Raw genomic sequence first — 25345 nt, forward strand, 5'->3', positions numbered from 1 at the left:
CCGCAGCCGACTGGCCGCTGTCACCGCCCAGACTGCAATCTGAAACGAACGACGACTCACGTGGCGAAACGTGAACTCAAGACCAGATCACTAGGAGAGATCCGGTTCCGGGTCGCTCGCGATGCGGCCGTGGAGGTGTGCGTCGCGGAACACGTCCTGCCGGCCGCTCTCGAACATGGCGCCGCGCATCGTCCCCTCGTAGCGGAAGCCGCACCGTTCCGCGATCCGGCAGGACGCCTCGTGCCCCAGGGCGTGGCCCAGTTCCAGGCGGTTGAGGCCCAGGTCGGTCAGGGCCCAGCGGGCCGCGACGGCCAGGGCCCGGGTGGCGACGCCCTGGCCGCGGGCCTCGGGCAGCACCCAGTAGCCGACGCGGGCGACGCTCAGCACATGGTCGATCATGTTGACGCCCATGTGTCCCAGCGTCGCACCGCTCACCGCGTCCGTGATCCGGTACGAGGCGTCCGTCCCCTTCGCCGTGCCCATCGCCTTGGACCGCAGCGACTGACGCGCGTCGGCCCGGTCGCGCACGACCCTCAGCGGGGTGTTCCACCGCATGAAGTCCGGGTCGGTCAGCCCGCGGAACCATGCGTCCAGCTGCTCCTCGGACTCCGGGTCCCAGGCCGTCAGCCGCAGGCCGTGACCGTGCAGTTCGGGGAAGGGGGACGGGACGGGGGACTTCCGGTGTATGTCGGCCATCGGGCCATTCAATCAACCCACCCGCAGCGCTCACCGACGCGGCGGCCGGAACACCGGCACCCCCTCCCGGAACGCCGCCTCCAGCGCCATCCCCACCCGCAGCCGGGCCTGCTCGAACTCCACCACCTCGGTCATCATGCGAGGCCCCTCCGCGAGGTCGACCACGGCGGCGACATACGGTGTGCGCTCCGCGAAGGGCGGCAGGTCGTTGCGGTGGACGACGGACCAGGTGTGGAGGGTGGCGTGCCCGCTCGCCTGCTCCCAGGTCACGTCCTCGCTCCAGCAGTACGGGCAGAACTCCCGAGGGTAGTGGTGCGCGCGTCCGCACGCCGCGCAGCGGCGGATCAGCAGCCGTCCCCCGGCTGCCGCGTCCCAGTAGGCGCTGGTGAAGGCGTCCACGTCGGGGACGTCGAAGCGTCCGCTCATCGGAACAGTCCCAGCGCGCTGTCCACCGACCAGGTCTGCCACGCCATCCCGAACAGCCCGGCCACCGAGATGAGCGCCATCATCGAGTTCTGCCCCTGCTCGGCCCAGTCATGGATCATGAGGGTGAAGTAGAGAAGGTTGAGAAGCAGGCCGCCGGCCAGGGCGACCGGGGTCAGGAAACCCGCGATCAGGCCGAGCCCGAGGGCCAGTTCCGCGTAGACGACCACGTACGCCATCGCCCGCGGCCGGGGCGCGACCATCGCGTCGAAGCCTGCGCGCACCGCGGCCCACCGGTGCCGGGCCACGATGTCCGCGGCCCAGGCGATCCCGCTGCCCCGCTCGAACCACGCCTTCTTGTCCTTGTGCCGCCAGCTCTCCAGCCACCACAGCCCGAGCCCGATGCGGAGCAGCGCGAACCATTCCGCGCCGGTGAGCCAGATCGTGTCCATGAAGCGCACCCCCCACCGCCATTTATCTGACGAACCGTCAGGTCAGTCGATACGCCAGTTCAGCGCACGGACGACGGCCACGCAAGAGGCGGTCGCCGAGAAACCCCTTCGCTCATTTCGACCGCCGCGAATCGACACACCTCCGACCGTATGCCGCCAGTTCCACACCTCACTTCTACAGGCGTGATCAATTCGCAACCGATTTCGGTCTTGACCGAGACCCATCAACCACCAGCGGGATTACGCTCCCGCTCATGGCCGACTCGACTGCTGCTTCGCCGCACCCCGTGGTGCCCGTCCACGAGGACCGACCGGTCTACGTCATAGGCGGCGGGCCGGGCGGGCTGGCCGCGGCCTGCGCACTGCGCGCCCGCGGCGTACGAGCCGTCGTGCTGGAGCGGTCCGACCGCGTCGGGGCGTCCTGGAGGCGCCACTACGACCGGCTGCATCTGCACACCACACGGCGTCTGTCGGCCCTGCCCGGGCTGCCGATACCGCGGTCCTTCGGGCGGTGGGTGTCACGTGACAACGTGGTGCGGTATCTGGAGAAGTATGCCGAGCACCACGAGCTGGAGATCGTCACCGGCGTCGAGGTCTCACGCGTCGAGCCCGCCCCGGACGGCACCGGCTGGCTGCTGCACGCCAGCGGCGGCCGCCGGCTGACCGGCAGCGCGGTCGTCGTCGCCACCGGCTACAACCACACCCCCCGCGTGCCCGACTGGGCCGGTCTCGACGCCTACACCGGCGAGTTCCTGCACGCGGGCGAGTACCGCGACGCGGGGCCCTACGCCGGGCGTGACGTCCTGGTCGTCGGCGTCGGCAACACCGGCGCCGAGATCGCCGTCGACCTGGTGGAGGGCGGGGCCCTGCGGGTACGGCTGTCGGTGCGGACGCCCCCGCACATCGTGCGCCGCTCGACCGTCGGTTGGGCCGCCCAGTACACGGGGGTACTCGTCCGCCGACTGCCGGTGCGGCTCGTCGACCGGCTGGCCGGGCCGATGGCGAAGCTGAGCGTGCCCGATCTGTCGGCGCAGGGGCTGCCCCGGCCCGGCACCGGGCTCTACAGCCGGGTCAGCGAGGGGTCCATCCCGGTGCAGGACGTCGGGCTCATCGAGGCCGTACGCAAAGGGCGGGTCGAGATCGTGGCGGCCGTCGAGGGCTTCGAGGGTGGCAAGGTGGTCCTCGCCGACGGCAGCCGCATCGAACCCGAGGCGGTGATCGCCGCCACCGGGTACGTCCGCGCGCTGGAGGGTCTCGTCGGCCACCTCGACGTCCTCGACGCCCACGGCAAGCCGGTCGTCCACGGCGCCCGCACCCCGCACACCGCGCCCGGCCTCTACTTCACCGGTTTCACCAACCCGATCAGCGGCATGCTCCGTGAACTGGCTCTGGACGCCCAGAAGATAGCGAAGGCGGTGGCCCGCCGCGTGGAGGCGGACCGGGCAGCCACGTAGCCCGTGGTCCCGTAGCCCCGTAGCCCCGTAGCCCCGTAGCCCCGTAGCCCCGTAGCCCCGGCAGCGCGATTGCTCCCGGTCGTCCACGGGCAGTCTTTGTCCGCACGGACGTTCCTGACTTGACGTCAGTTGCGTAATCTGACGGTACGTCAGCTAGCACCTCGGCTATCGAGGCCGGCACACAGGAGCGGGGCGGAGCGATGCTTGGATCAACCCATGGCAGCCTGACCACCGACTCCCGCCGGGCCCGGGTCGCCGCCTGCGAGGAGCGGACCTCGCCCGTGGTGCACGGCAGGCCCGCCGGCGCCGGGGAACTCGACGTCGGCGGACGGCCGCTGTACGCCGCCGTCCCCGACCTGGACCGGTTCTTCCGGCCGGAGTCCGTCGCCGTCGTCGGTGCGAGTGACACCGAGGGGCGGCCTGGCACCGGGATCACCAGGCAGCTGCTCTCCTGGACCGAACGGGTCGGCGCCCGGCTGTACCCCGTGCACCCCACCCATCGGTCCGTCTTCGGTCTTCCCTGCACCTCCCGTGTCACCGATCTGCCCGAACAGATCGATCTCGCCGTATTGCTCGTCTCCGACCCCCTTCCCGTCATCGAGGAACTCGGCGCGGCCAAGGCGAGGTTCGCCGTCGCCTTCGCCTCCGGCTTCGCCGAGACCGGTGAGCGGGGTGCGGCCGCCCAGGCCCGGCTCGCCGCGGCCGTGGAACGGTCCGGGATCCGGCTGCTCGGCCCCAACACCAATCTCAACGCCTTCGAGCGGTTCCGGGACGACCTCGACGGGCCGGCCATCGCGCTCATCACGCAGTCCGGTCACCAGGGGCGGCCCCTCTTCGCGCTCCAGGAGCTGGGCGTACGGCTCTCCCACTGGGCCCCGACCGGTAACGAGGCCGACCTCGAGACCGCCGACTTCATCTCCTACTTCGCCGAGCAGCCCGAGGTCGGCGCCATCGCCTGCTACATCGAGGGCCTGAAGGACGGACGCTCCTTCCTCCTGGCCGCCGACCGTGCCGCCCGGCGCGGAGTGCCGGTCGTCGCGGTCAAGGTCGGCCGCACCGAGACCGGTGCGCGCACCGCGGCCTCACACACCGGCAAGCTGACGGGCGCGGACGACGTGGTCGACGCGGCGATGCGGCAGTACGGGATCATCCGCGTCGACGGCCTCGACGAACTCCAGGACACCGCCACCCTGCTGGCCCGGGCCCGCGCCCCCCGCGCGGACGGTGTCGTCGTCTATTCGATCTCGGGCGGCACGGGCGCGCATGTCGCGGACCTCGCGGCCGAGGCGGGGCTGCGCCTGCCGGTGCTCTCCGCGGCCCGGCAGGCCGAGCTGCACCAGTGGATACCCGAGTATCTGAGCGTGGCCAACCCCGTCGACAACGGCGGCCACCCGGTGGGCGACTGGCGCGGGCGGAAGATCATCGACGCGATCCTGGACGACCCGGAGGTCGGGGTGCTCATCTGCCCCGTCACCGGGCCCTTCCCGCCGCTGAGCGACCGGCTCGTACAGGACCTTGTGGACGCGGCGGAGCACACGGACAAGCTGGTGTGCGTGGTGTGGGGGTCGCCTGTCGGCACCGAGGCCGCCTACCGTGAGACGCTGCTCGGTTCCTCGCGCGTGGCCACCTTCCGCACCGTCGCGAACTGCCTGATGGCCGTCCGCGCCCATCTCGACCACCATCGCTTCGTCCACGGCTACCGCTCCCCCTTCGACGAGGCCCCCCGCACCCCCTCGCCCTCCTTCCGCAAGGCGCGGGCCCTGATACGGCCCGGAGAGCAGCTGAGCGAGCACGCGGCGAAGCAGTTGCTGCGGGCGTACGGCATCCGCGTACCACGCGAGCAACTGGTGACCAGCGCGGCGGCGGCCGTACGGGCGGCGGGGCTGGTCGGCTACCCGGTGGTGATGAAGGCGTCCGGCGCGCAGATCGCCCACAAGACGGAACTCGGGCTGGTGAAGATCGGGCTCACCTCCGCGAGCCAGGTCAGGGACGCCTACCGGGAGCTGACGGACATCGCGCGCTACGAGGGGATCGCGCTCGACGGCGTGCTCGTGTGCCAGATGGTGGAGCGAGGTGTCGAGATGGTCGTCGGCATCGGCCACGACCGGCTCTTCGGGCCCACCGTCACGGTCGGGCTCGGCGGTGTCCTCGTCGAGGTGCTGCGGGACGCGGCCGTACGCGTGCCGCCGTTCGGCGAGGAGCAGGCGCGGGCCATGCTCGGCGAACTGCGGGGACGGCCCCTGCTGGACGGGGTGCGCGGGCGCCCCCCGGCCGACCTGGACGCGCTCGTGGAGGTCGTGCTCCGCGTCCAGCGCATGGCACTGGAACTGGGGGACCAGATCGCGGAGCTGGACATCAATCCGCTGATGGTGCTGCCCAGCGGGCAGGGGGCCGTGGCCCTGGACGCGCTGGCGGTGTGCCGCTGAGGCCCGTAACAGCCGGACGATGAAACGGAACATGATGATGTCCTCCCCCCAAGAACCCGTCGAGTCATTGGTACGGCACACCACTGACAATCACGTCCGCTGGCTCACCCTCAACCGCCCCGCCTCCCTCAACGCCATCACCCCTGACCTGCGGGAACGTCTCGTCCAAAGTTTTCTCGACGCCTCCGCCGACCCGGAGGTGCGGGCCGTGGTCCTCACCGGTGCGGGCCGCGGCTTCTGCGCGGGCGCGGACCTGAGCGGCGGGACTGCGGCCGGTGAGCGGATCCCCGGCGATGTCGCCCGGACGATCCGCGGGGGCGCCCAGCGGCTGATCGCCGCGGTCCTCGACTGCGAGAAGCCGGTGATCGCCGCCGTGAACGGCACCGCCGCCGGCCTGGGCGTCCATCTCGCGCTCGCCTGCGACCTCGTACTCGCCGCCGCCCCGGCCCGGTTCATCGAGGTCTTCGTGCGGCGGGGGCTGGTGCCGGACGGCGGCGGCGCCTATCTGCTGCCCCGGCTGGTCGGCCCGCAGCGCGCCAAGGAGCTGATGTTCTTCGGTGACGCACTGACCGCCGCGGACGCGGAACGTCTGGGCCTGGTCAACCGGGTGGTACCGGCGGACGGCCTGGAGAAGGCCGCCCATGCCTGGGCCGCACGCCTCGCCGCCGGGCCGACCCGCGCCCTCGCGCTCACCAAGCAGTTGGTCAACGCGTCCCTGGACGGCGGTCGGGCCACCGCGTTCGCCGCCGAGGCGGCGGCCCAGGAGATCAATATGACGACCGTGGACGCGCACGAGGGTGTCGCGAGCTTCGTGGAGCGGCGGGAGCCCCGCTACCGGGGCCGCTGAGGTCTGACGAGGGGTTCACTTCTGATGTAGCGTCAGCTTCAATGGGCGCTGTGATGGGACACGCAGGGATGGCGGCCTCCGCCGTCCGCTATCTCAGGTCGGTCGGGGCCCCCACGGTCGCGGAGCCCGTCGAGGCGCTGCCGCGGCCCGGGTTGCGGGCCGTCGGCGAGGACGAACGGGCACCGGTCGACTCGGGGGAGTTCCGGCGCGTCCTCGGGCACTTCGCGACCGGCGTCACCGTGATCACCGCGCCGGCCGGGGGCGGCGAGAGCGGACCCGCCGGGTTCGCCTGCCAGTCCTTCTCGTCCCTCTCCCTCGACCCCGCGCTGGTCGTCTTCCTGGTCGGCCGGACCTCGCGGACCTGGCCGAGGATCGCCCGCGCGGGCGTGTTCTGTGTCAATGTGCTCGGGGCTCACCAGGGCGAGTTGTGCCGGGGTTTCGCGGTGAGCGGCGGGGACAAGTTCGCCGGCGTGGACCACGAACCCGCGCCGTTCTCCGGCTCCCCGCGGCTCGCCGGTGCCATGGCGTGGATCGACTGCGCGATCCACGCCGTGCACACGGGCGGGGACCATCTGATCGTGGTGGGCCGCGTGGAGGCCCTGGGGACCGGCGACGGCACGGACGCTCCGCTGCTGTTCCACAAGGGCCGCTTCCTGTAGGGAGTCGGCGGGCTCGGGGCGAGCGGTCAGGCGAGCGCCGGGACGCCCGCCGGCCGGCGGCGGATCACCAGCGCCATCAGGGCCGCCGCCGCGCACAGGGCGCCCGAGGCGTACCAGACGACGTCGTAGGAGCCGAACGCGTCCCGCGCGACACCGCCGAGGAACGCGACCAGGGCGGCGCCGACCTGGTGGGAGGCGAGGACCCAGCCGAAGACGATGGCGCTGTCCTCGCCGTACTGCTCCCGGCACAGCGCCAGGGTGGGCGGGACGGTGGCCACCCAGTCCAGGCCGTAGAAGACGATGAAGAAGATCATCGGGGGGTGGACGGCGGGGGCCAGCAGCATGGGCAGGAAGAGCAGCGAGATCCCGCGCAGGGCGTAGTACACCGCGAGCAGGCGGCGCGGTTCCAAGCGGTCCGTGAACCAGCCCGAGGCGATCGTGCCCACGACGTCGAAGACGCCGATGACCGCGAGCAGCGAGGCGGCCGCCGTGATCGGCATGCCGTGGTCGTGGGCCGCCGGCACGAAGTGGGTCTGGATCAGGCCGTTGGTGGAGGCGCCGCAGATCGCGAAGGTACCGGCCAGCAGCCAGAACGGCCCCGTGCGCACCGCCGAGAACAGCACGGTGACGGCCCGGCGGGCGGCCCCGGGCACGGGCTCCGGCCGGGGCACGAACTCGTCCGATCCGTACGGGTTCCGGCCCACGTCCGCCGGATGATCCCGCAGCAGCAGCCAGACGAAGGGGATGACCGCGAAGGCGGCGAGGGCCACCGTGGCCGCGGCCGGGCGCCAGCCGTGGTCCTGGACCACCCAGGACAGCAGGGGCAGGAAGATCAGCTGCCCGGAGGCGGACGCGGCGGTGAGGATGCCGCTCACCAGTCCGCGGCGCGTGGTGAACCAGCGGTTCGCGACCGTCGCCGCGAACGCGAGCGCCATCGCTCCCGTGCCCAGGCCCACGAGCAGGCCCCAGCAGAGCAGAAGCTGCCAGGCCGCGTTCATCCACACGGTCGCGCCGGAGCCGAACGCGATGACCGCGAGGGCCACGGCGACGACCCGGCGGATGCCGAAGCGGTCCATCAGGGCGGCCGCGAAGGGCGCGGTCAGTCCGTACAGCGCCAGGTTGACGGACACGGCCGCGCCGATCGTGCCCCGCGACCAGCCGAACTCCCGGTGCAGAGGGTCGATCAGCAGACCGGGCAGTGAGCGGAAGGCGGCGGCGCCGACGATCGTCACAAAGGTGACGGCGGCGACGAACCAGGCCCGGTGGATACGGGAGGGCGTCTTGTCGGTCCGGGACCCCTCTGCGGCTGCGGCTTCGGTTGTCTGGGTCACGACTAGAGGATCCTGGCCACGCATCGCTCGAACGAGTGGCCCGAAGGACAGCATTGACTAGGATCGGGCCATGACTCGTGAACCGGCGTTCCGGCCGCACCGCGTCGTCGTCCTCGCCCTGGACGGGCTGCTGCCCTTCGAGTTGGGCATCCCGCACCGGATCTTCGGACGCCCGAAGGACGCCTGGGGACGGCATCTGTACGAGGTCCTCACCTGCTCGGTCCGGCCGCCCGGCCCGGTCGAGACCGACGCCGACTTCGCCATCCACGTCCCGCACGGCCCGGAGGTCCTGGCCACCGCCGACACCGTCGTCATCCCGGCGTCCTACGAGCTGGGTCCGGTCTTCGAGCAGGGCGTGCTCTCCGGCGAGCTGGCCGCCGCGTTCGCGCGCATCCGGCCCGGCACCCGGCTCGCCTCCATCTGCACGGGCGTCTACGTCCTCGCGGCCGCCGGTCGCCTCGACGGGCGGCCGGCCACCACGCACTGGGCCGAGGCCGAGCGCTTCCAGCGGCTCTTCCCGCGGATCAAGGTCGACGCGGACGTCCTGTTCATCGACGACGGCGACGTCCTGACATCGGCCGGAGTGGCGGCCGGGATCGACCTGTGCCTGCACATGGTGCGCCGCGACCACGGCACGGCGGTCGCCAACGAGGTGGCCCGCCGTATGGTCGTACCGCCGCACCGGGACGGCGGCCAGGCCCAGTACATCCACCGTCCCGTGCCCGATCCGCAGCTGGCCACCACGACCACCGCCCGCGCCTGGGCGCTCGGCCGCCTCCACGAGCCCATCCAGCTACGCGACATGGCGGAGCAGGAGTCCATGTCCGTGCGCACCTTCACGCGCCGCTTCCGCGAGGAGACCGGTGTGAGTCCCGGCCAGTGGCTCACCCAGCAGCGCGTCGAACGGGCCCGCCATCTGCTGGAGTCCACGGATCTGTCGATCGACCAGGTGGCGCGGGACTCCGGCTTCGGCACGGCCCAGTCGATGCGGCAGCACCTACAGGCGGCGCTCGGGGTCACGCCCACCGCCTACCGGCGGACGTTCCGCACCGGTGCCGCGGACCGGGACGGCGTCCGCGGCGGCCGCCTCGACGGACGGGACCGCAGCGCCCTCTCCGCCGGCCGGGGCTGAGGCCCGATGCCGGGCGCCCTCGCCCCAGGCGCCCACCGCCGTGAGCGTGAGGGCCAGGGCGATGCCCGCCAGGATCGCCGTCGACGGCGCGGCGAAGCGGAGCAGCGCGCCCGCCAGGGAGCCGGTGGCGGCGTAGCCGGCGCCCACCGCCGCGTACATCACCGAGTAGCCCGCGGCCAGCGCGCCGGCCGGGAGAACCTCGCGCAGCGCCAGGTTGCGGGTGACGGTCGCGCCCGCCTGGAGCATGCCCCCGACGGCCAGCGCCATGGCGATCCAGGGCGTGCCCGGTATCAGCGCGGCGAGCGCCAGGCACACCGAGAGGCCGCACATCAGCACCACGCTGCGGACGCGCAGTGTGCCCGGCCAGGAGCGCAGCCCGTATGCGAACGCGCCGATCCCCGAGCCGACGGCGAGCCCGGTGAGCAGGGGGCCCGACCAGCCGACGGGCGCGCCGCGCTGTTCGAGCAGCGCGGGCAGGACGAGTTCGGCGAGCGAGAGCAGGGACAGGCTGGCGGCGGCCGTCACATACACCGGCCAGGCGCGGGCGAGGAGCCTGGACACCGAGAGGCCCCCGCCACCCGCGGGGCCCGACTCCCAGCCGGGCGGCACCATCCACAGACCGGCGATGGACGCGGCCATCAGGGCGGCCGCCAGCAGCAGCGGCACCCGGGGTGCCACCTCGAGGGCGAGGCCGGTGACCGCGGCCGGGGACACGGCCCAGATCCCGGACATCAGCATGGACTCGACGGACAGGGCCTGCGCGACCGCCTGCCGGGGGACGAGCCCCGTGAGCAGGGATCGCAGACCGCCGGGGACCGCGGCCGGGGCGGCGCCGGCGAGGAACGCGAACGCCGCGAGGAACGCCGGGTGGGCGGCGGGGAACGCGCCGAGGCCCGCGAAGGCGGCCGCTCCGGCGGCGAGGCCCGTGGTGAGATGGGGGCGGGCCCGGTCGGGGCGCAGGCGCATGCCGAGGACGGGCGCGCCGACGATCTCGCCGATGACGTAGACCGCGGCCAGGGTCGCGCCCAGGGTGTAGCCGCCGGGACGGTCGCGGGCGAGGAAGACCAGGGCGAGGGGAGCCATGGCGACCGGCATCCGGGCGCCGATCGCCGTCACGGCCCAGGCCAGGACCCGTCCGGAGGCCATGTCTCGGTATGTCATGCGTCCGAAGGTAGGGGAGGGCGCCGACAGCGGGCCACGGGATTTCCGCATCCTGTGGACAACGTGGGCAGCGTGCACGACGTGGCGGCATGGGCGCGGTCCGGGAAGGCCCCCCGCGGGTCTCAGAAGGTGAGGACCGCCCTCGCCACCCGTCCCGCGTGCGCGTCCGCGGCGGCCTTCTCGTAGTCCTCGACCGGGTACGTCGCCGTCACCAGCTCGTCCAGCAGCAGGCGGCCCTCGCCATACAGCCGGGCGTAGAGCGCTATGTCCCGCTGGGGGCGGGAGGAGCCGTAGCGGCAGCCCAGGATGGACTTGTCCAGGTACATCGAGGACACCAGGAACGTGGCCTCCGCGGTCACGGGCGGCACCCCGAGCAGGACCGCCTGCCCATGGCGGTCCAGGGAGTCGATCGCCGCGCGGATCAACTCCACCCGGCCCACGCATTCAAACGCGTGGTCGACGCCGGTCGGCAGGATGTCCCTCAGCCCGTCCGCCGAGGTCAGGAAGTCCGTCGCGCCGAACTGCCGCGCCACCGCCTCCTTCGCCGGGTTGGCGTCCACCGCCACGATCCGCGACGCGCCCGCGATCCGGGCGCCCTGGCAGACGTTGAGGCCGATCCCGCCCGTGCCGATCACGAGGACGGTGTCGCCCTGGTCCACCCGTGCGCGGTTGAGCACGGCACCCACACCGGTCAGGACACCGCAACCGATCAGCGCCGCCGACGGCATCGGGATGTCCTCGGGGATGCGCACGGCCTGGACCGCCTTCACCACGGTGAGTTCCGCGAAGGCGGAGTTCGACGCGAACTGGTGGACCGGCCGTCCGGCCCAGGTGAAGGGACGGCCGGGCCGGCCGATCGCCTTCCGGCACATCGTCGGCCGGCCCCGGTCGCACTCCGCGCACGCCCCGCAGTTCGCCAGGGTGGAGAGCGACACATGGTGCCCGGGCCGGACATGGGTGACCCCCTCGCCCACTGCCTCCACCACGCCCGCGCCCTCATGGCCGAGCACCACAGGAACGGGGAAAGGTATGGTCCCGTCCACCACGGACAGATCGCTGTGGCACAGTCCCGCCGCCGCGACCGCCACCCGCACCTCGCCGGGGCCCGGGTCCCTCACCTCCAGGTCGTCCACGACCCGCGACTGCGTGCCGTCGTAGATCACGCCTCGTATGGGGTCTGGCATCGCCGCTCCCTCAGGTCGCCGGTCTCCTGGGTTCCTTGGGCAGGCCGAGCACCCGCTCGGCGATGATCGTGCGCTGGATCTCGTCGGAGCCGCCGTAGATGGTGTCGGCGCGGCCGAAGAGGAACAGACGCTGGTCCGCGTCCAGTGCGTAGGGGGTGTGCGGCGACCAGTCGGCCGGCCCCGCCGCGCCCGCCGCGCCGCGTGCCAGCATCGCCAGCTCGCCCAGCCGCTGGTGCCAGCGGCCCCACAGCAGCTTGGCCACGCTGGGCGCGCCCACGTCGGCCGTGCCGCCCAGGGTGCGCAGAGCGTTCCAGCGCATCGCGCGCAGTTCGGCCCACTGGGCGACGAGACGGTCGCGTACGACGGGGTCGTCGGCCGCGCCCGTCGCCACGGCCGTCCGGAGGACCTCGCCCAGTTCCCGGGCGAAGCCGATCTGCTGGGCCAGGGTGGAGACGCCCCGCTCGAAGCCGAGCAGGCTCATCGCCACCCGCCAGCCCTCCCCCTCCCCGCCGACCACATGCTCGGCACGGGCCGTCGCCCCGTCGAAGAAGACCTCGTTGAACTCGCTGGTCCCGGTGAGCTGCCGGATCGGGCGGACCTCGATACGGCCGGGCTGGTCCATCGGGACGAGGAGGAAGGTGAGGCCGCGGTGGCGGCGGGCGGCCGGGTCGGTGCGGGCGAGGACGAAGCACCAGTCGGCCTGATGGGCCAGCGAGGTCCAGATCTTCTGCCCGGTGACGCGGTACGTCCGCGGGGTGTCGCGTACGGCGGCGGTGCGGACGCCGGCGAGGTCCGAGCCGGCGCCGGGCTCGCTGTAGCCCTGGCACCAGAGTTCCTCGCCGCGCGCTATGGGGGGCAGGAAGCGGGACTTCTGCTCCGGGGTGCCATGGGCGATGAGGGTGGGGGCGAGGAGGTTCTCGCCGATGTGGCCGGAGCGGGGCGGCGCGCCCGACCGCGCGTACTCCTCCGCCCAGACGACCTGCTGGGTGAGGGTGGCGCGGCGGTTGCCGTGACCGGCCTCGGGCCAGCCGAGGCCGATCCAGCCGGCGGCGCCGAGGGTGCGTTCCCAGGCGCGCCGGCCGGTGTCCGCGGCGAGGTGGGCCCGCAGCCAGGCCCTCGCCTCGGCGCGAAAGGCCCGGTCTTCGGGGTTGGGGCCGAACTCCACGGTCACCGCCTCAGGTCGGGTTGACTGGCGTTCACAGCTACGGCCCGCCGCCTCACGCGTTGGGCCGTGTCCCTTCGCGCGCCGCCCGCTCCATCGCCTCCAGTTGCGCGAGGAGCGGCATCGGGTCCGACCCCACCGTCGCACTCAGCACGTCGGCGATCCGCTCCGGGCTCCAGGAGCCCTCCGCGTAGGCCGCCCTCAGCTCCCTCGGCTGGGCCCAGACCGCCAGCTTGGGGCCCGCGATCGTGTACACCTGGCCCGTGATGCCCTGTTCCCGGGCGCGGTCCGACAGCAGGTAGACCACCAGCGCGGCCACGTCCTCCGGTTCGCCGATCTCCTTCAGCTCCATGGGGACGTTCGCCGACATCCGGGTGCGGGCCACCGGCGCCACCGCGTTCGCCGTCACCCCGTATTTGTGGAGGCCGAGCGCGGCGCTGCGGACGAGGGAGATGATGCCGCCCTTGGCCGCGCTGTAGTTGGCCTGCGCGACCGAGCCCTGGTGGTTGCCGCTCGTGAAGCCGATCAGGGTGCCCGAGCGCTGCGCGCGCATCACCGCCGACGCGGCGCGGAACACCGTGAAGGTGCCTTTGAGGTGGGTGGCGACCACGGGGTCCCACTCCTCCTCGGTCATGTTGAACAGCATCCGCTCGCGCAGGATGCCCGCCACGCACACCACCCCGTCCAGGCGGCCGTACGACGCGAGCGCCTCGTCCACCACCCGCTGTCCGCCCGCCATCGTCGCGATGTCGTCGGCCACCGCGACGGCCGCGCCGCCCGCCGCCTCGATCTCCTTGACCACGGCCTCGGCGACCGCGCTGGTGGGAGCCGCGCCCTCCACGGACACCCCGAGGTCGTTGACGACGACCCGGGCCCCCTCGGCCGCCGCGGCCAGGGCCACCGCCCGTCCGATCCCACGGCCCGCACCGGTCACGGCGATGACCTTGCCTGCCAGGAAGTTCCCCATGGCCGGCCCCTTCCCGCAGTTTCTGACGGTCCGTTAGTTTTCTGATTCTACGGCCCGCCGGCCGCTCGGAGACAAGCCCCGGGGAGGACTCATGTCACTGCCGGCCGAGTTCTACGAGATCGCCAAGCGCGTCAACAACTGGGGGCGTTGGGGCGACGACGACGAGATCGGGACCCTGAACCTGATCACCGACGAGGTGGTGCGGGAGGCCGCCGCCTGTGTGCGCGGCGGGCTGCGGGTTCCGCTCGCCCTCCCCCTGCGGCAGGACGGGGTGCAGACCGGGGTGATCCCGGGGAGGGTCAATCCGCTGCATGTCATGGTGCAGATCAACCAGGAGCCCTTCGGGCCCGGCACCGTGGCGTGCAGCGACGACGCGGTGACCATGGGATTGCAGGCGGGCACCCACTGGGACGCGCTCAGCCATGTCTCGCACTCGGGGCGGCTGTACAACGGGCGCCCGGCCGGCACCATCACCGCCCACGGCGGTGCGGCGTTCGGCGGGATCGACAAGCCGCGGCACATCGTCTCCCGCGGTGTGCTGCTCGACGTCGCCCGCGCGCTCGGCAGAGAGCGGCTCGACGGGGGGCACGCCGTCACCCCGGAAGATCTCGACGCGGCCGAGGAGTTCGCCGGCACGCGCGTACGGGCCGGGGACATCGTGCTCGTCCGGACCGGGCAGATCCGGAGCTGTCTGGCGGGTGACCGGCACGCCTACGGGTATCCGTCGCCGGGGCTGTCCGTGCGCACCCCGGAGTGGTTCCACGCGCGCGATGTGGCGGCCGTCGCCAACGACACGCTCACCTTCGAGATCTTCCCTCCCGAGATCGAAGGTCTGTGGCTGCCCGTCCATGCGCTGGACCTCGTGGAGATGGGGATGCCCCAGGGGCAGAACTGGAATCTCGAAGAGTTGTCCACAGCCTGTGGAGAAACGGGGCGTCACACCTTCCTGTTGTCGGCGATGCCCGAGCCGTTCACCGGGGGCACGGGAACGCCGGTGGCGCCGGTGGCGATCCTCTGAGGTGGCGCGAGCGGGTCGACACGGGGAGACGAGGACGAGGGGCACGACCAAGGTGCTACGAAGGAGGGGGCCGTCACGGGAAAGCGCGCGGACGGCGGCGCGCCCTTGCTCGCCCCGAGCGCGGCACCGCGCACCGCCATCCGGCTCCGGCGTGCCCGCCCCGCTCCTCGGACGATCCCCGGAAGACCGTCCGGCCCCGTCAGGAGCCGACGCCGAATCGCGATCCGCACTCGCCGAGGGCCCCGTCACCGCAACCCTCGCCGTCCCCTCGCGGCGTATCGCCGGACACCAGCGTGATCACTTGGACACGCGGCGTCAACAGCCGCTGGGGAATCCACCACTTATGCCCTTTTCCTGACGGCGCGTACGGAAGTACGCCCCGGCGCATCCGAACGGCACCCCGCCCCGGGCAGCCAGGGCCGTGCGGTCACGCGCCCGGGCGTGTACGCCCGCGCCAGGTGCCGACCAGGCACGTCTGGACAACCGACCCCGCACGCACGGACTCCGCCGGACCGCCGCCGTCGCGGAGCCGGCCACGCCGTACGCGGCGCCGACCGCGCCGTCCACGGAGCCGGCCACTCCGTCCACGAAGCCGACCGCGCCGTCCACGGAGCCCACCGGACCGCGCCGTACGCGGATTTCGCTAGACCGCGCCGTACGCGAGATCGGCGAGTGCCGCCCCCGTCGCGCAGGCCGCGATCCGGCCGGCCACCGACGCGGTACAGCGGTCCACCGACGCGGTACAGCGGTCCACCTCGCACCAGATGCGTTTGCCCGCGCCCTCCGGGTCCCAGCCCCAGCGGTCGGCGAGGCCGTCGACAAGTTCGAGGCCGCGGCCGCCGGTCTCGTCGCCCCGCGCGTGCCGGGGCACCGGTGGGCGGGCGCTGGTGTCGGCCACCTCAAGACGGACGGTGCCGCTCGGGACGCCTGAGGGGTCGTCCCGGACACCCGTCAGCAGCAGACGCAGCACGGCGGGACAGCCGGTGTGCACCACGGCGTTGGTGACCAGTTCGGAGACGAGCAGGATCAGGGTCTCGGCCAACGGCTCGTCCGCGCCTATCCCCGACCCGGCGAGCCGGGAGCGTGCCCATCTCCGGGCTCGCCCCACCTCCGCGGGGTCGGGCCGGATCTCCAGCTGCACTTGAAGCACCTGCACCGCTCACACCATCCGAACCGGCGGACACATCGCCTCGCGCCTTGCGAGCGCCACGATCGTGGTCATCGTCTGCATGGCAGGAACCAGGATCACGGACCGTGATTCCCTTGCACGACAGCATGGTTGACGTACAGTCACCCCAACAAGCGCTTCGGGCATATTCCAGCGCGAAGGAGTACGCGTACGGCATACTGTGCGACGCTTGCCACGGGGAGTCGAACAGGCGAATACGAGGGTCCGCACCGCCCCGCGAGCGGCACGCATCGCCGGCTCCGGCACCGCCACAGAGGCCGCACCGGTGGGGCTCGTACTCGGAACCGCTCGCATCCCACACAAGGTACCCGAGCCCCGCACCGACTCCAGCCCGTGACAAGTCACGCGTAGGACACAACCCGATATCAACGCTCCGTGATTCCGGATTGCCACAATCCACGACACCCTTGGCGCCTCATTCCGAAGAATGCCTGTACAGAGGGGCTTGGGCCGCCCCGGACAGAAGATCCTCGGCAAGCACGTCGTCACTCTGTGTAGCGTTACCCGTACGGTGGGTCCGTACCCAGGCCCGCTTCAGGAACAGGTGCACCTCGGACTCCCATGTGAAGCCCATGCCGCCGTGGACCTGGAGACAGTCACGCGCCCCATGGACCGCTGCCTCGTCCGCGAGCAGGCGGGCGGCGGCGATGTCGAGGGCATCGGCGGTGACGGCGGCGGCGTAGACCGCCACCCGGGCCGTCTCCACCCGCACCAGGCTCCGCGCGCACAGCCGCTGGACCGCCTGGAAGGCGCCGATCGGGCGCCCGAACTGCTGCCGGGTCCGCGCATGGTCCACCGCCAGCTCGCAGGTCCGGGCGGCGCCGCCCAACTGCTCGGCGGCGGTGAGGAGGACGGCCACGGGGTCCGGGGCGGCCACGGGGGCGGCGTCCCGGGCCGGCCCGACCCGGTGCAGGGGGGTCAGCGGGTCCACCGAGCGGACCGGTACGGCGTCCGTCGCGTCCCCCCGTACGACGTCCGCCTGTGCCAGCCACTCCACCAGGCCGCCGGACACCTCCGTGACCACCGTCTCGCCGCTCGCCGCGCCCGGCACCTCCCCGGCCGCCAGATGCGTGGCCACCAGCGGGCCCGGCAGCAGCGCCCGGCCCGCCTCCTCGAAGGCCAGGACCGCCTCGGGCAGCCCCAGTCCGACCCCGCCCGCCGCCTCCGGCAGCCGCAGCGCGAACAGGCCCGCCTCGCCCAGCGCGCGCCAGAGCGCGCGGTCGAGCACACCGGGCCGCGCGACGGCGTCCCGCAGTGCGTCCCGGCCGAAACGGCCCGCCAGCAGCGCGCGTACGCCCGCGCGCAACGCCCGTTGGTCGTCGGTCAGTTGGAAGCGCACGGGTAAGTCACCGCCCCTTCGGCAGCCCCAGGATGCGTTCGGCCACGATGTTCTCCTGGATCTGCGAGGTGCCGGCCGCGATCGTGTACGACAGCGAGGACAGCCGGTCCACAACCCAGGGGTGGCCGAGGTCCAGACAGTCGGCGCCGAGTACCTCGGCAGCGGTGTCGAAGAGTTCCTGGCGGGCGTGCGAGTAGCGCAGCTTGAAGACCGAGCCCCCGACGCCCGGCACTCCCCCGGTCCGCTCCGCCTCGCTCACATTCCACTGGGTGAGCCGCCACAGGGCCCGGAACTCCGCGTTCAGCCGGCCCAGCCGCCGTCTGAGCGGGGCGTCGTCCCAGCGGCCGCTCGCGTGTGCCGCACGGGCGAGTTCGCGCAGCACCCGACGGCAGGCCACCACCTCCCCGACGAACGCGGTGCCGCGTTCGAAGGAGAGCGTCACCATGGTCACGCGCCAGCCGTCGTTCTCGGCACCGACCCGGTTGGCCACCGGCACCCGCACCTCGTCGAGGAACACCTCCGCGAACTCGTTCGACCCCGCGAGCGTCCGCAGCGGCCGTACGGTGACGCCCGGCGCGTCCATGGGCATCGCGAGCCAGGTGATGCCCCGGTGTCTCGGTGCCGAGGGATCCGTGCGGACCAGCAGTTCGCACCAGTCGGCCACTTCGGCGTGAGAGGTCCAGATCTTGGACCCGCTCACCACATAGGTGTCACCGTCCCGCCACGCGCGTGTGCGCAGCGACGCGAGGTCGGAGCCGGCCTCCGGTTCGCTGAAACCCTGGCACCACACCTCCTCGCCGCGCAGCACGGGCGGCAGCCAGCGAGCCCGCTGCTCGGGCGTGCCTTCGGCCGCGATCGTCGGTCCGGCGTGCAGCAGCCCGACGAAGTTGGCGCCGACATAGGGCGCGCCCGCCTTCTCCGTCTCCTCCAGGAAGATCAGATGCTGGGTGGGGGTGGCTCCCCGCCCGCCCGCGTCCACGGGCCAGCGCAGACCCGCGTATCCGGCGTCGTGCAGCATCCGCTGCCAGCCGAGGTCGAAGGCGCGCCTGGCGGGCCAGTCGTCGGGCGGCGGTTTCGGGGGCAGGGTCGGCAGCGCCTCGGCCAGCCAGGCGCGCAGCCGGGCCCGGAAGTCCTCCTCCTCGGGCGAGTAGGCGAGTTCCACTAGGGATCCAGGTCCGCCGTGCTCGTCATGGGTCCGGGTCCCCTCCCCTGGCACTACGAAAACTGACGGCTAGTCAGGTAAGCCCGGGAAGCAGGCTAGCCCCGCACCCCTGGACCGGCAAGGCGGCCGGTCCTACGCTCTGCGCACTATCTGACTAACCGTCAGCTCCAGGGGGTCGATGTGAACGACACCGCGCACGCGCTGGGCACGTCCCGGACGCTCTGGGAACTGGCCGCCCGGCGCGCCGCCCTCACCCCCGACCGGCCCGTTCTGCTCCAGGACGACCGTTCGCTGACCTTCGGCGGGCTGTGCGAGCGGGCCGAGCGGGTGGCCGCCGGGCTGTACGGCGTGGGCGTACGCCCCGGGACCGTGGTCGCCTGGCAGTTGCCCACCCGTATCGAGACGGCCGTGCTGTCCTTCGCGCTGGCCCGCCTCGGGGCCGTCCAGACGCCGGTCGTCCCCTTCCACCGGGAACGGGAGGTCGGCTTCGCGCTCCGCCGGGCGCGGGCGGACTTCTTCGCGGTGCCGGGCGTCTGGCGGGGCTTCGACCACACGGCGATGGCGCGGCGGCTCGGCGCGCGGGGCGTCTTTCGGGCCTACGACGACGGGGACCTGCCCGACGGGGACCCGTCCGTGCTTCCTCCCGCGCCCACGGAGGGCACCTCGGTCCGCTGGATCTACTGGACCTCCGGGACGACCTCCGACCCCAAGGGCGTCCTGCACACCGACCGTTCACTCATCGCGGGCGGGGCCTGCCTCGCGCACGCGCTGCGGCTGGGCGAGCGCGACGTGGGCTCGATCGCCTTCCCGTACGCGCACATCGGCGGGCCCGACTACACGGTCATGCTGCTGCTGTACGGCTTCCCGGCGGTGATGTTCGAGCAGTTCACGCTGCCGGACGCGCTGGAGGGCTACCGCAGGCACGGGGTGACGGTGGCCGGCGGGTCCACCGCCTTCTACTCCATGTTCCTCGCCGAGCAGCGCAAGCAGCCGGGAGTCCGGCTGATCCCCACGCTGCGGCTGCTGGCGGGCGGCGGGGCGCCCAAGCCGCCCGAGCTGTACCACCAGGTCGTCCGCGAGATGGGGGTACAGCTCACCCATGGATACGGCATGACCGAGGTGCCCATGATCACCATGGGGCGGCCGGACGACTCGGCGCGGAACCTGGCGACGACGGAGGGACGGCCGCCCGAGGGGATGGAGATACGGATCGTCGACGGGGAGGTGCGCCTGCGGGGAGAAGCCGTGTGCCAGGGGTATCTGGACCCGGCCGGCACGGCGGAGGCCTTCGACGAGGACGGGTTCTTCGTCACCGGTGACCTCGGGCACCTCACCGACAGCGGTCATCTGGTGCTGACCGGGCGGCTGAAGGACGTCATCATCCGCAAGGGCGAGAACATCTCGGCCAAGGAGATCGAGGACCTGCTGCACGGGCACCCCGCGGTGCGGGACGTGGCGGTGATCGGACTGCCCGACCGGGAGTGCGGCGAGCGGGTCTGCGCGGTGGTGGAACAGCCGCCCGGCGCGCAGGAGCTGACCTTGGACGCGGTCGCCTCGTATCTGCGCGCCGAGGGGCTGTCGGTGCACAAGCTGCCGGAGCGGCTGGAGGTGGTGGACGCCCTTCCGCGGAACGACACCCTGCGGAAGGTGCTCAAGTACAAGTTGCGGGAGCGCTACTCCGGCACGGTGAAGTAGCGCGCGAACGCGGTCACGACCTCCGTCTCGCCGACCTTGCCGTCACCGTCGGCGTCGAGCGCCGCGGCGGCCGTCCGGGCGATGTCCTCACCCACCCCGAGCGCCGTGAGGACCCGCACGGTCTCCTGCACCGTGGCCCGGCCGTCGTGGTCACCGTCCGCGACGGCCAGCGCCGCGTGCAGGAAGGGGCGGGCGATCTCCGCGAACCGCTCGGGGTTGTCGCGCAGCCGCTTGACCGCGCCGCCCACGAACTCCTCGCGGGTGATGCGCTGGTCGCCGTCCCGGTCCGCTATGCCGGCCATGCCCTGCCAGAACGCCTCGCCCCCGGCGTACAGGGCCTGCCCCTGTTCGGATCTGGCCGCGGTGCCGAACTCCATGAGAACCGCCTTGGCCGCGGCGTTGAAGTCCTCGCGGTCGATATAGCCGTTGCCGTCCTGGTCGAAGGTGGCGAACCGGGCGGCGATCCTGCGCTCGTACTCGGTGCTGACCATGGTGTTCTCGGGCCGCCTTACATGAGTCGGGGTGCGTCTCGGACGGAGCGTACGACGCCCGGGGCGCGGAGGGTGAAGGAAAACGACGCTTGTACCAAGACCGCAGGAATTCCGGGACAACAGTGTGGCTGTCCTGGAGTGTTCCGTTGACAAGGGTGCGCCGGGCGCGTCGTCGGGGAGGACATGGAGGCATGCGGCCGGAGCGCACGGGTCATGGAGGGGGCGCACGGGGTGACACGTGTTCGCGCGGAGTTTCATGCGGGCGGGGGCGCGCGGGCTCATGCGGCACAGGCACCGGGGCTCATGTGGCTCATGTGGAACGAGCGCCAGGGGCTCAGGTATGAGCGCCAGGGCTGGAACGAGCGCCGGGGCTCATGTGGCAGGGCGCGAAGGCTTCGCGGAAAGGGACGCCGAGGGACTCACGCGGACAGAGGGCGGGAGTCCTCGTCCGTGGCCGAGACGACATCCTCGTAGACATCGAAGAGGCGGCGCACACCGAGGGCGGCGAGGACCCGGTTGACGTGCGCGCCCTCCACCGCGCCGGGTCCGGGCAGGATCAGTCTGAGTCCGCCGCGGCAGGAGCGGATCAGCCGGCGGGTGGCGATGAGCACACCGACGCCGCTGGAGTCGCAGAAAACGACCTCCGACAGATCGAGGACGACCTGATGCCGGCCGTCCGCCACCGCGTCGTGCACCCGCTGGCGCAGCACCGGTGACGTCACCAGGTCCAGTTCGCCCTCGACATGGAGCACGGCCCACTCACCGCACTCCCCATAGGTCACCTCGAGCGTCACCGCCACGCCTCCCGCATCCCTTGCGCCCCGACAGAAAACGGAAGCCATTCCTACGCTTCCTTCAGCGCGGCTGCCCCAACGCCCCTTCATGAAACACCGAACTATTGATCGAAGGCGCGTGTCAGATGAGCCAATCTGATCGGTAATGGTCTCGTTCGTTCAGGACCGATCGGAAAGGCAGTCGGGACGCGCACCTGCCCGGAGCCCAGGTCGCGTGCGACTGCCTCTATCACCTGCGGCTCGTCACGGGGCGCACATTGCCGTAAAGGGGCGTGCACTGTCCGACGTGCCGACTACATTCGAGGAGACAGGGGTCACAGGCTGGACCGGAACGGGGCGCCGGGCACGACGGGGGGAGGGGTGGGCGTGGCGAAGAAGGATGCACCACCCCGGTGGGACCGCAGGATGCAGCAGCGGCTCGCCCGCGGCGAGGCCGCCGCGCTCGGCGAGTGCTACGACCGGTTCGCCTCGCTCGTGCACGGCCTCGCCCACCGGGTGCTCGGGGACGAGGCGGCGGCCGACGGCATCACACGGGAGGTGTTCGCCCACATCTGGGAGAACCCCGAGGAGTACGACCCGAAGCAGGGCCCCCTGCGCTCCTGGGTCGCCCTGCTGACCCACCGGCTCGCCGTGCGGCGGCTGCGCGCCACCGAGACCGCCGCGCTCGCCCGGGACGGCCGGGGCACACCCGAGGAGCTGGAGCACAAGGTGCGCCGCGCCGCGGTCGCGGCCCGCGCGGACTACATCGTCACCTCCATGCCGGTACCGCTGCGCGCCGCCCTGGAGCGCGCCTACTTCCAGCGCCGGGACTACCGCCGGACCGCCGCCGACCTCGGCATCACGGCGGACGAGGCCCGGCGCCGCCTCCGCCTCGGCCTCCAACTCCTCTCCACGGCCTACGAGACCGACCCCTCGGGTGCTCCCGACGCACCGGGGGCCGCGTGATGACCGGGGCGGAGGGCCTCGAGAAGGCGGGAAGCTGCGAGAAGGCGGGGACGCGGGCGGCCCTCGCGCCGGACGAAGGGCCCCTCGTACTCGAACATCGGGTGCTGAAGGCGCTGCTCGGCGCCTGGGCGCTCGCCGCCTGTTCGGCGGGGGAGACGGCGGCCGTGGAGGCGCACCTCGGCGACTGCGGCCCGTGCGCGGACGAGGCACGGCGGCTGCGTGAGGCGGTCGGTCTGTTGCAGCGCCCCGAGAGCCTCGACCTCGATCCGGGTCTGCGCACCCGGGTCCTGGAGCACTGCCTGGAGCGGCGCCCGCCCCGTATCCCGGTACCGGACTGGGCCGATCCGTACGACGCGGAGGCCGCGCGCCTGGACGCCCTGCTCCAGGACATAGGCGACGGCGAATGGCACGCGCCCGTACGGCTGCGGTGGTTCGACGGGACCGGACAGGCGAGTCGTCGTACGACCGTGGCCGGGGTGATCGCCCATCTGCTCTCCGTCGACGGACTGGTGGCGGTGGCGCTGGGGCTCGACGACCCGCTCGCGGGCACGAGCGCCGAGTCCGCCACGCCGCGAGGGCGCACGGAGGCGTACTGGCGGGACGCCCACTTCCCGCCGACCCGGTCGGTGCGCGTCCCCTGGCGGGAACAGAGCCACAACCTGGTGCGGACGGTGTCGTTCACCGGCGGGAACGGGAAGCTCCCGGTGGAGTACGGCGGGTTCGAACTGCCGCTGCACGACGCGATGCTGGACCGGGCCTTCGAGTGCTGGGTGCACGCGGAGGACATCGCGGTCGCCGTCGACTACCCGTACGAGCCGCCGGCGCCACGCCATCTGAACCGGATGATCGACCTGGCGGCGCGGATGCTGCCCACCGTGCTCGCGGCACGGCGGCGGGCCGGGCTGGCCTCGCCCGCCCGCACCCGGCATCTGGTGCCGGCGGGCGAGCCCGGGCGCAGCCTGCGTCTGGAGATCGAGGGCTCGGGCGGCGGCGAATGGCTGATCGCCCTCGACTCTCCCCCACTCTCGGCCTCGCTCGGGCGGGGGGACTCCCACGGCGCGGTCGCCTCCGCCGAGCACGTGGTGGCGCATGTCGCCCTCGACGGGGCGGAGTTCTGCCGGCTGGCCGCCGGCCATGTGCCGCCCGAGGAGGCGGCCGCGGGGCAGCTCGGCGACCGGGAGGCGATCAGGGATGTGCTGTTCGCGGCCGCGTCGCTGAGCCGGATGTAGGCCGGGACGCGACCACGCCCGTGAACCGGGCGCGAGCCGGGGACGCGACCACGCCCGCGAACCGGACGCGGACCGCCGGGGACGCAGCCACGCCCGCGAACCGGACGCGGACCGCCGGGGCCTACGCGAAGACCACCGTGCGCCGGCCGTTCGGCAGGATCCGGCGCTCGGCGTGCCACTTGACCGCGCGCGCCAGCGCCTGGCACTCGACATCGCGGCCGATCGCGACCAGCTGGTCCGGGGTGACGTCGTGGCCGACCCGCTCGACCTCCTGCTCGATGATCGGGCCCTCGTCGAGGTCGGCCGTGACGTAGTGCGCGGTCGCGCCGATCAGCTTCACCCCGCGCGCATGCGCCTGGTGGTACGGCTTCGCGCCCTTGAAGCTCGGCAGGAACGAGTGGTGGATGTTGATGATCCGTCCGCTGAGCTGCTTGCACAGGTCATCGGAGAGCACCTGCATATAGCGGGCGAGGACCACCAGCTCGACATCGCGCTCGCGGACCAGCTCGAGCAGCCGCGCCTCGGCCTCCTGCTTGGTGTCCTTCGTCACAGGGATGTGCTGGAAGGGGATGTTGTACGAGCCCACCAGCTCGGCGAAGTCGGTGTGGTTCGACACCACGGCCGCTATCTCCACCGGCAGCGCGCCGGTCCGGGCGCGGAAGAGCAGGTCGTTCAGGCAGTGGCCGAATTTGCTGACCATCAGGATGACGCGCATCTTCTCGTCGGCGCGGTTGATCTGCCAGTCCATCTGGAAGGAGTCGCCGATCGCCGCGAAGCTCGCGCGCAGCTTGTCCACGGTGACCGGAGCCTCGGCCGAGAAGTGGACCCGCATGAAGAACAGTCCCGTGTCCTGGTCGCCGAACTGCTGGCTGTCCACGATGTTGCAGCCGGTCATGAACAGATAACTCGACACGGCGTGCACGATGCCCTGCTTGTCCGGGCACGATAGGGTGAGGACGTACTGGTCGGCGGTGGCCGCGGCTCGGGAGGTCTGCTCACTCATGCAGGCCAGGGTCTCATGACCGGGGGCCCGGAAGGAGCGCCGTCCCGCCACCCGGACGGCGCAGTGGACCTCTACGCCGCCCGGGTCACGATCCGCAGCACCTCCAGGGTGCGCGGGGGCGTCTCCGGGTCCTCGCCGTCGCTTGTCGCGAGCCGCAGATGCGCGTCGCGCGCCGCCCGCACCGCCTCCGGCCACCCGTGGTGGTTGAGGTACGCCTCCACCGGGGCGTCCGGCCCGACCTGGTGCATGATCCGCAGCACCCGCAGGACGGCGGTGTCGACGAGCGCCGCCTCCTGCGAGTCGCGGAAGATCGTGCCGACGTATTTCTCGGCCGACCAGTTGTCCAGCCAGGTGTCCTCGACCAGGCGGTACACGGCGTCCGTGACGTCGCCGTATCCCTCGACACCGGCCAGCCAGACGTCCCGCTGGAAGACGGGGTCGGAGAGCATGTGCAGCGCGGAGCGCACATTGCAGCGCCAGCGCCACCACGGCATGTCGTTGAGTGGCATGCCGCCCATGGTGGATGAGTGACGGCCGCGACGGGAAGAGTTCTCCGAACCTTGCACGGTCACCGATCGTACGTTCC

At 72.4% G+C, this 25345-nt stretch carries 23 protein-coding genes; 9 read left to right on the top strand and 14 right to left on the bottom strand.

Features of this window, described 5'->3' with window-relative positions; translation table 11 throughout:
• Positions 1-90: 90 nt before the first annotated feature.
• Genes ACIP94_RS31620 through ACIP94_RS31630 form a run of 3 tightly spaced genes read right to left on the bottom strand, consistent with a single transcriptional unit; the run spans position 91 to position 1571 of the window.
• A complete protein-coding gene (locus ACIP94_RS31620; protein ID WP_402433264.1) occupies positions 91-696 on the bottom strand; it encodes a GNAT family N-acetyltransferase in 606 nt (201 codons plus the stop codon).
• Positions 697-726: 30 nt separating this feature from the next.
• Positions 727-1122: a Zn-ribbon domain-containing OB-fold protein gene (locus tag ACIP94_RS31625; protein WP_402433267.1), complete on the bottom strand. Its 396-nt coding sequence runs from the start codon at positions 1120-1122 to the stop codon at positions 727-729.
• A complete protein-coding gene (locus tag ACIP94_RS31630; protein ID WP_402433270.1) occupies positions 1119-1571 on the bottom strand; it encodes a DoxX family protein in 453 nt (150 codons plus the stop codon). Before ACIP94_RS31630 ends, ACIP94_RS31625 begins: the two co-directional genes overlap by 4 nt.
• Positions 1572-1825: 254 nt before the next feature.
• On the opposite strand from ACIP94_RS31630, the gene ACIP94_RS31635 reads away from it, so the two are divergent.
• The 4 genes from ACIP94_RS31635 to ACIP94_RS31650 all read left to right on the top strand — a co-directional run bounded on the left by ACIP94_RS31635 (position 1826) and on the right by ACIP94_RS31650 (position 6957).
• A complete protein-coding gene (locus ACIP94_RS31635) occupies positions 1826-3025 on the top strand; it encodes a flavin-containing monooxygenase (protein WP_402433273.1) in 1200 nt (399 codons plus the stop codon).
• A gap of 200 nt (positions 3026-3225) precedes the next feature.
• Positions 3226-5451, top strand: a complete 2226-nt coding sequence (locus ACIP94_RS31640) for an acetate--CoA ligase family protein (RefSeq protein WP_402433276.1) — start codon at positions 3226-3228, stop codon at positions 5449-5451.
• A gap of 19 nt (positions 5452-5470) precedes the next feature.
• Positions 5471-6298, top strand: a complete 828-nt coding sequence (locus tag ACIP94_RS31645; protein ID WP_402433278.1) for an enoyl-CoA hydratase/isomerase family protein — start codon at positions 5471-5473, stop codon at positions 6296-6298.
• Between the two features lie 53 nt (positions 6299-6351).
• The gene (locus ACIP94_RS31650) at positions 6352-6957 is read left to right on the top strand and encodes a flavin reductase family protein (protein ID WP_402433544.1); all 606 of its coding nucleotides are present in this window, start codon (positions 6352-6354) and stop codon (positions 6955-6957) included.
• A 26-nt stretch (positions 6958-6983) separates the two neighbouring features.
• Here the strand turns inward: ACIP94_RS31650 and ACIP94_RS31655 are convergent, their stop codons facing one another.
• Positions 6984-8288, bottom strand: coding sequence for an MFS transporter (locus ACIP94_RS31655; protein WP_402433281.1), 1305 nt, complete (start codon positions 8286-8288; stop codon positions 6984-6986).
• 70 nt (positions 8289-8358) lie between these two features.
• On the opposite strand from ACIP94_RS31655, the gene ACIP94_RS31660 reads away from it, so the two are divergent.
• Entirely contained in the window at positions 8359-9420 is a 1062-nt protein-coding gene (locus ACIP94_RS31660; RefSeq protein WP_402433284.1) for a GlxA family transcriptional regulator, read from the top strand.
• A 1283-nt stretch (positions 9421-10703) separates the two neighbouring features.
• On the opposite strand, the gene ACIP94_RS31665 is transcribed toward ACIP94_RS31660, so the two are convergent.
• From ACIP94_RS31665 to ACIP94_RS31675, 3 genes are read right to left on the bottom strand one after another with little or no spacing between them, the layout of a single operon-like run.
• Positions 10704-11753: a Zn-dependent alcohol dehydrogenase gene (locus tag ACIP94_RS31665; RefSeq protein WP_402433547.1), complete on the bottom strand. Its 1050-nt coding sequence runs from the start codon at positions 11751-11753 to the stop codon at positions 10704-10706.
• A 22-nt stretch (positions 11754-11775) separates the two neighbouring features.
• The gene (locus ACIP94_RS31670; RefSeq protein WP_402433550.1) at positions 11776-12930 is read right to left on the bottom strand and encodes an acyl-CoA dehydrogenase family protein; all 1155 of its coding nucleotides are present in this window, start codon (positions 12928-12930) and stop codon (positions 11776-11778) included.
• A 52-nt stretch (positions 12931-12982) separates the two neighbouring features.
• Positions 12983-13894, bottom strand: a complete 912-nt coding sequence (locus ACIP94_RS31675; RefSeq protein WP_402433287.1) for an SDR family oxidoreductase — start codon at positions 13892-13894, stop codon at positions 12983-12985.
• 91 nt (positions 13895-13985) lie between these two features.
• Between ACIP94_RS31675 and ACIP94_RS31680 the strand changes: the two genes are divergently transcribed.
• Entirely contained in the window at positions 13986-14912 is a 927-nt protein-coding gene (locus ACIP94_RS31680) for a cyclase family protein (RefSeq protein WP_402433289.1), read from the top strand.
• A 643-nt stretch (positions 14913-15555) separates the two neighbouring features.
• Here the strand turns inward: ACIP94_RS31680 and ACIP94_RS31685 are convergent.
• From ACIP94_RS31685 to ACIP94_RS31695, 3 genes are all read right to left on the bottom strand, one after another.
• Positions 15556-16068: an ATP-binding protein gene (locus ACIP94_RS31685; RefSeq protein WP_402433291.1), complete on the bottom strand. Its 513-nt coding sequence runs from the start codon at positions 16066-16068 to the stop codon at positions 15556-15558.
• Positions 16069-16516: 448 nt separating this feature from the next.
• Positions 16517-17440, bottom strand: a complete 924-nt coding sequence (locus ACIP94_RS31690; protein WP_402433294.1) for an acyl-CoA dehydrogenase family protein — start codon at positions 17438-17440, stop codon at positions 16517-16519.
• A 7-nt stretch (positions 17441-17447) separates the two neighbouring features.
• Entirely contained in the window at positions 17448-18602 is a 1155-nt protein-coding gene (locus ACIP94_RS31695; protein ID WP_402433297.1) for an acyl-CoA dehydrogenase family protein, read from the bottom strand.
• 180 nt (positions 18603-18782) lie between these two features.
• Between ACIP94_RS31695 and ACIP94_RS31700 the strand changes: the two genes are divergently transcribed.
• Positions 18783-20297 (top strand): class I adenylate-forming enzyme family protein, encoded by a 1515-nt coding sequence (locus ACIP94_RS31700; protein ID WP_402433300.1) that lies wholly within the window; start codon positions 18783-18785, stop codon positions 20295-20297.
• On the opposite strand, the gene ACIP94_RS31705 is transcribed toward ACIP94_RS31700, so the two are convergent.
• Both ACIP94_RS31705 and ACIP94_RS31710 read right to left on the bottom strand, forming a co-directional pair.
• Positions 20276-20788 carry an EF-hand domain-containing protein gene (locus tag ACIP94_RS31705; protein ID WP_402433303.1) on the bottom strand — a complete coding sequence of 171 codons (513 nt, stop codon included), beginning with the start codon at positions 20786-20788 and terminating at the stop codon, positions 20276-20278. The two genes, ACIP94_RS31700 and ACIP94_RS31705, sit on opposite strands and share 22 nt — an antisense overlap.
• Positions 20789-21207: 419 nt before the next feature.
• Complete coding sequence (locus tag ACIP94_RS31710; protein ID WP_402433305.1) at positions 21208-21588, bottom strand: STAS domain-containing protein; 381 nt, start codon at positions 21586-21588, stop codon at positions 21208-21210.
• A gap of 360 nt (positions 21589-21948) precedes the next feature.
• Here ACIP94_RS31710 and ACIP94_RS31715 point away from each other — a divergent pair, with 360 nt between their 5' ends.
• Both ACIP94_RS31715 and ACIP94_RS31720 read left to right on the top strand, forming a co-directional pair.
• Positions 21949-22527, top strand: a complete 579-nt coding sequence (locus tag ACIP94_RS31715) for a sigma-70 family RNA polymerase sigma factor (RefSeq protein ID WP_402433308.1) — start codon at positions 21949-21951, stop codon at positions 22525-22527.
• The gene (locus tag ACIP94_RS31720; protein ID WP_402433311.1) at positions 22527-23756 is read left to right on the top strand and encodes a zf-HC2 domain-containing protein; all 1230 of its coding nucleotides are present in this window, start codon (positions 22527-22529) and stop codon (positions 23754-23756) included. Before ACIP94_RS31715 ends, ACIP94_RS31720 begins: the two co-directional genes overlap by 1 nt.
• A gap of 121 nt (positions 23757-23877) precedes the next feature.
• Here the strand turns inward: ACIP94_RS31720 and purU are convergent, their stop codons facing one another.
• Both purU and ACIP94_RS31730 read right to left on the bottom strand, forming a co-directional pair.
• A complete protein-coding gene (gene purU, locus ACIP94_RS31725; RefSeq protein WP_402433313.1) occupies positions 23878-24759 on the bottom strand; it encodes a formyltetrahydrofolate deformylase in 882 nt (293 codons plus the stop codon).
• A 71-nt stretch (positions 24760-24830) separates the two neighbouring features.
• Entirely contained in the window at positions 24831-25331 is a 501-nt protein-coding gene (locus tag ACIP94_RS31730; protein ID WP_402433316.1) for a hypothetical protein, read from the bottom strand.
• Positions 25332-25345 lie beyond the last annotated feature (14 nt).

The sequence above is a fragment of the Streptomyces sp. NPDC093261 genome, assembly GCF_044753645.1.
GTDB lineage: Bacteria > Actinomycetota > Actinomycetes > Streptomycetales > Streptomycetaceae > Streptomyces.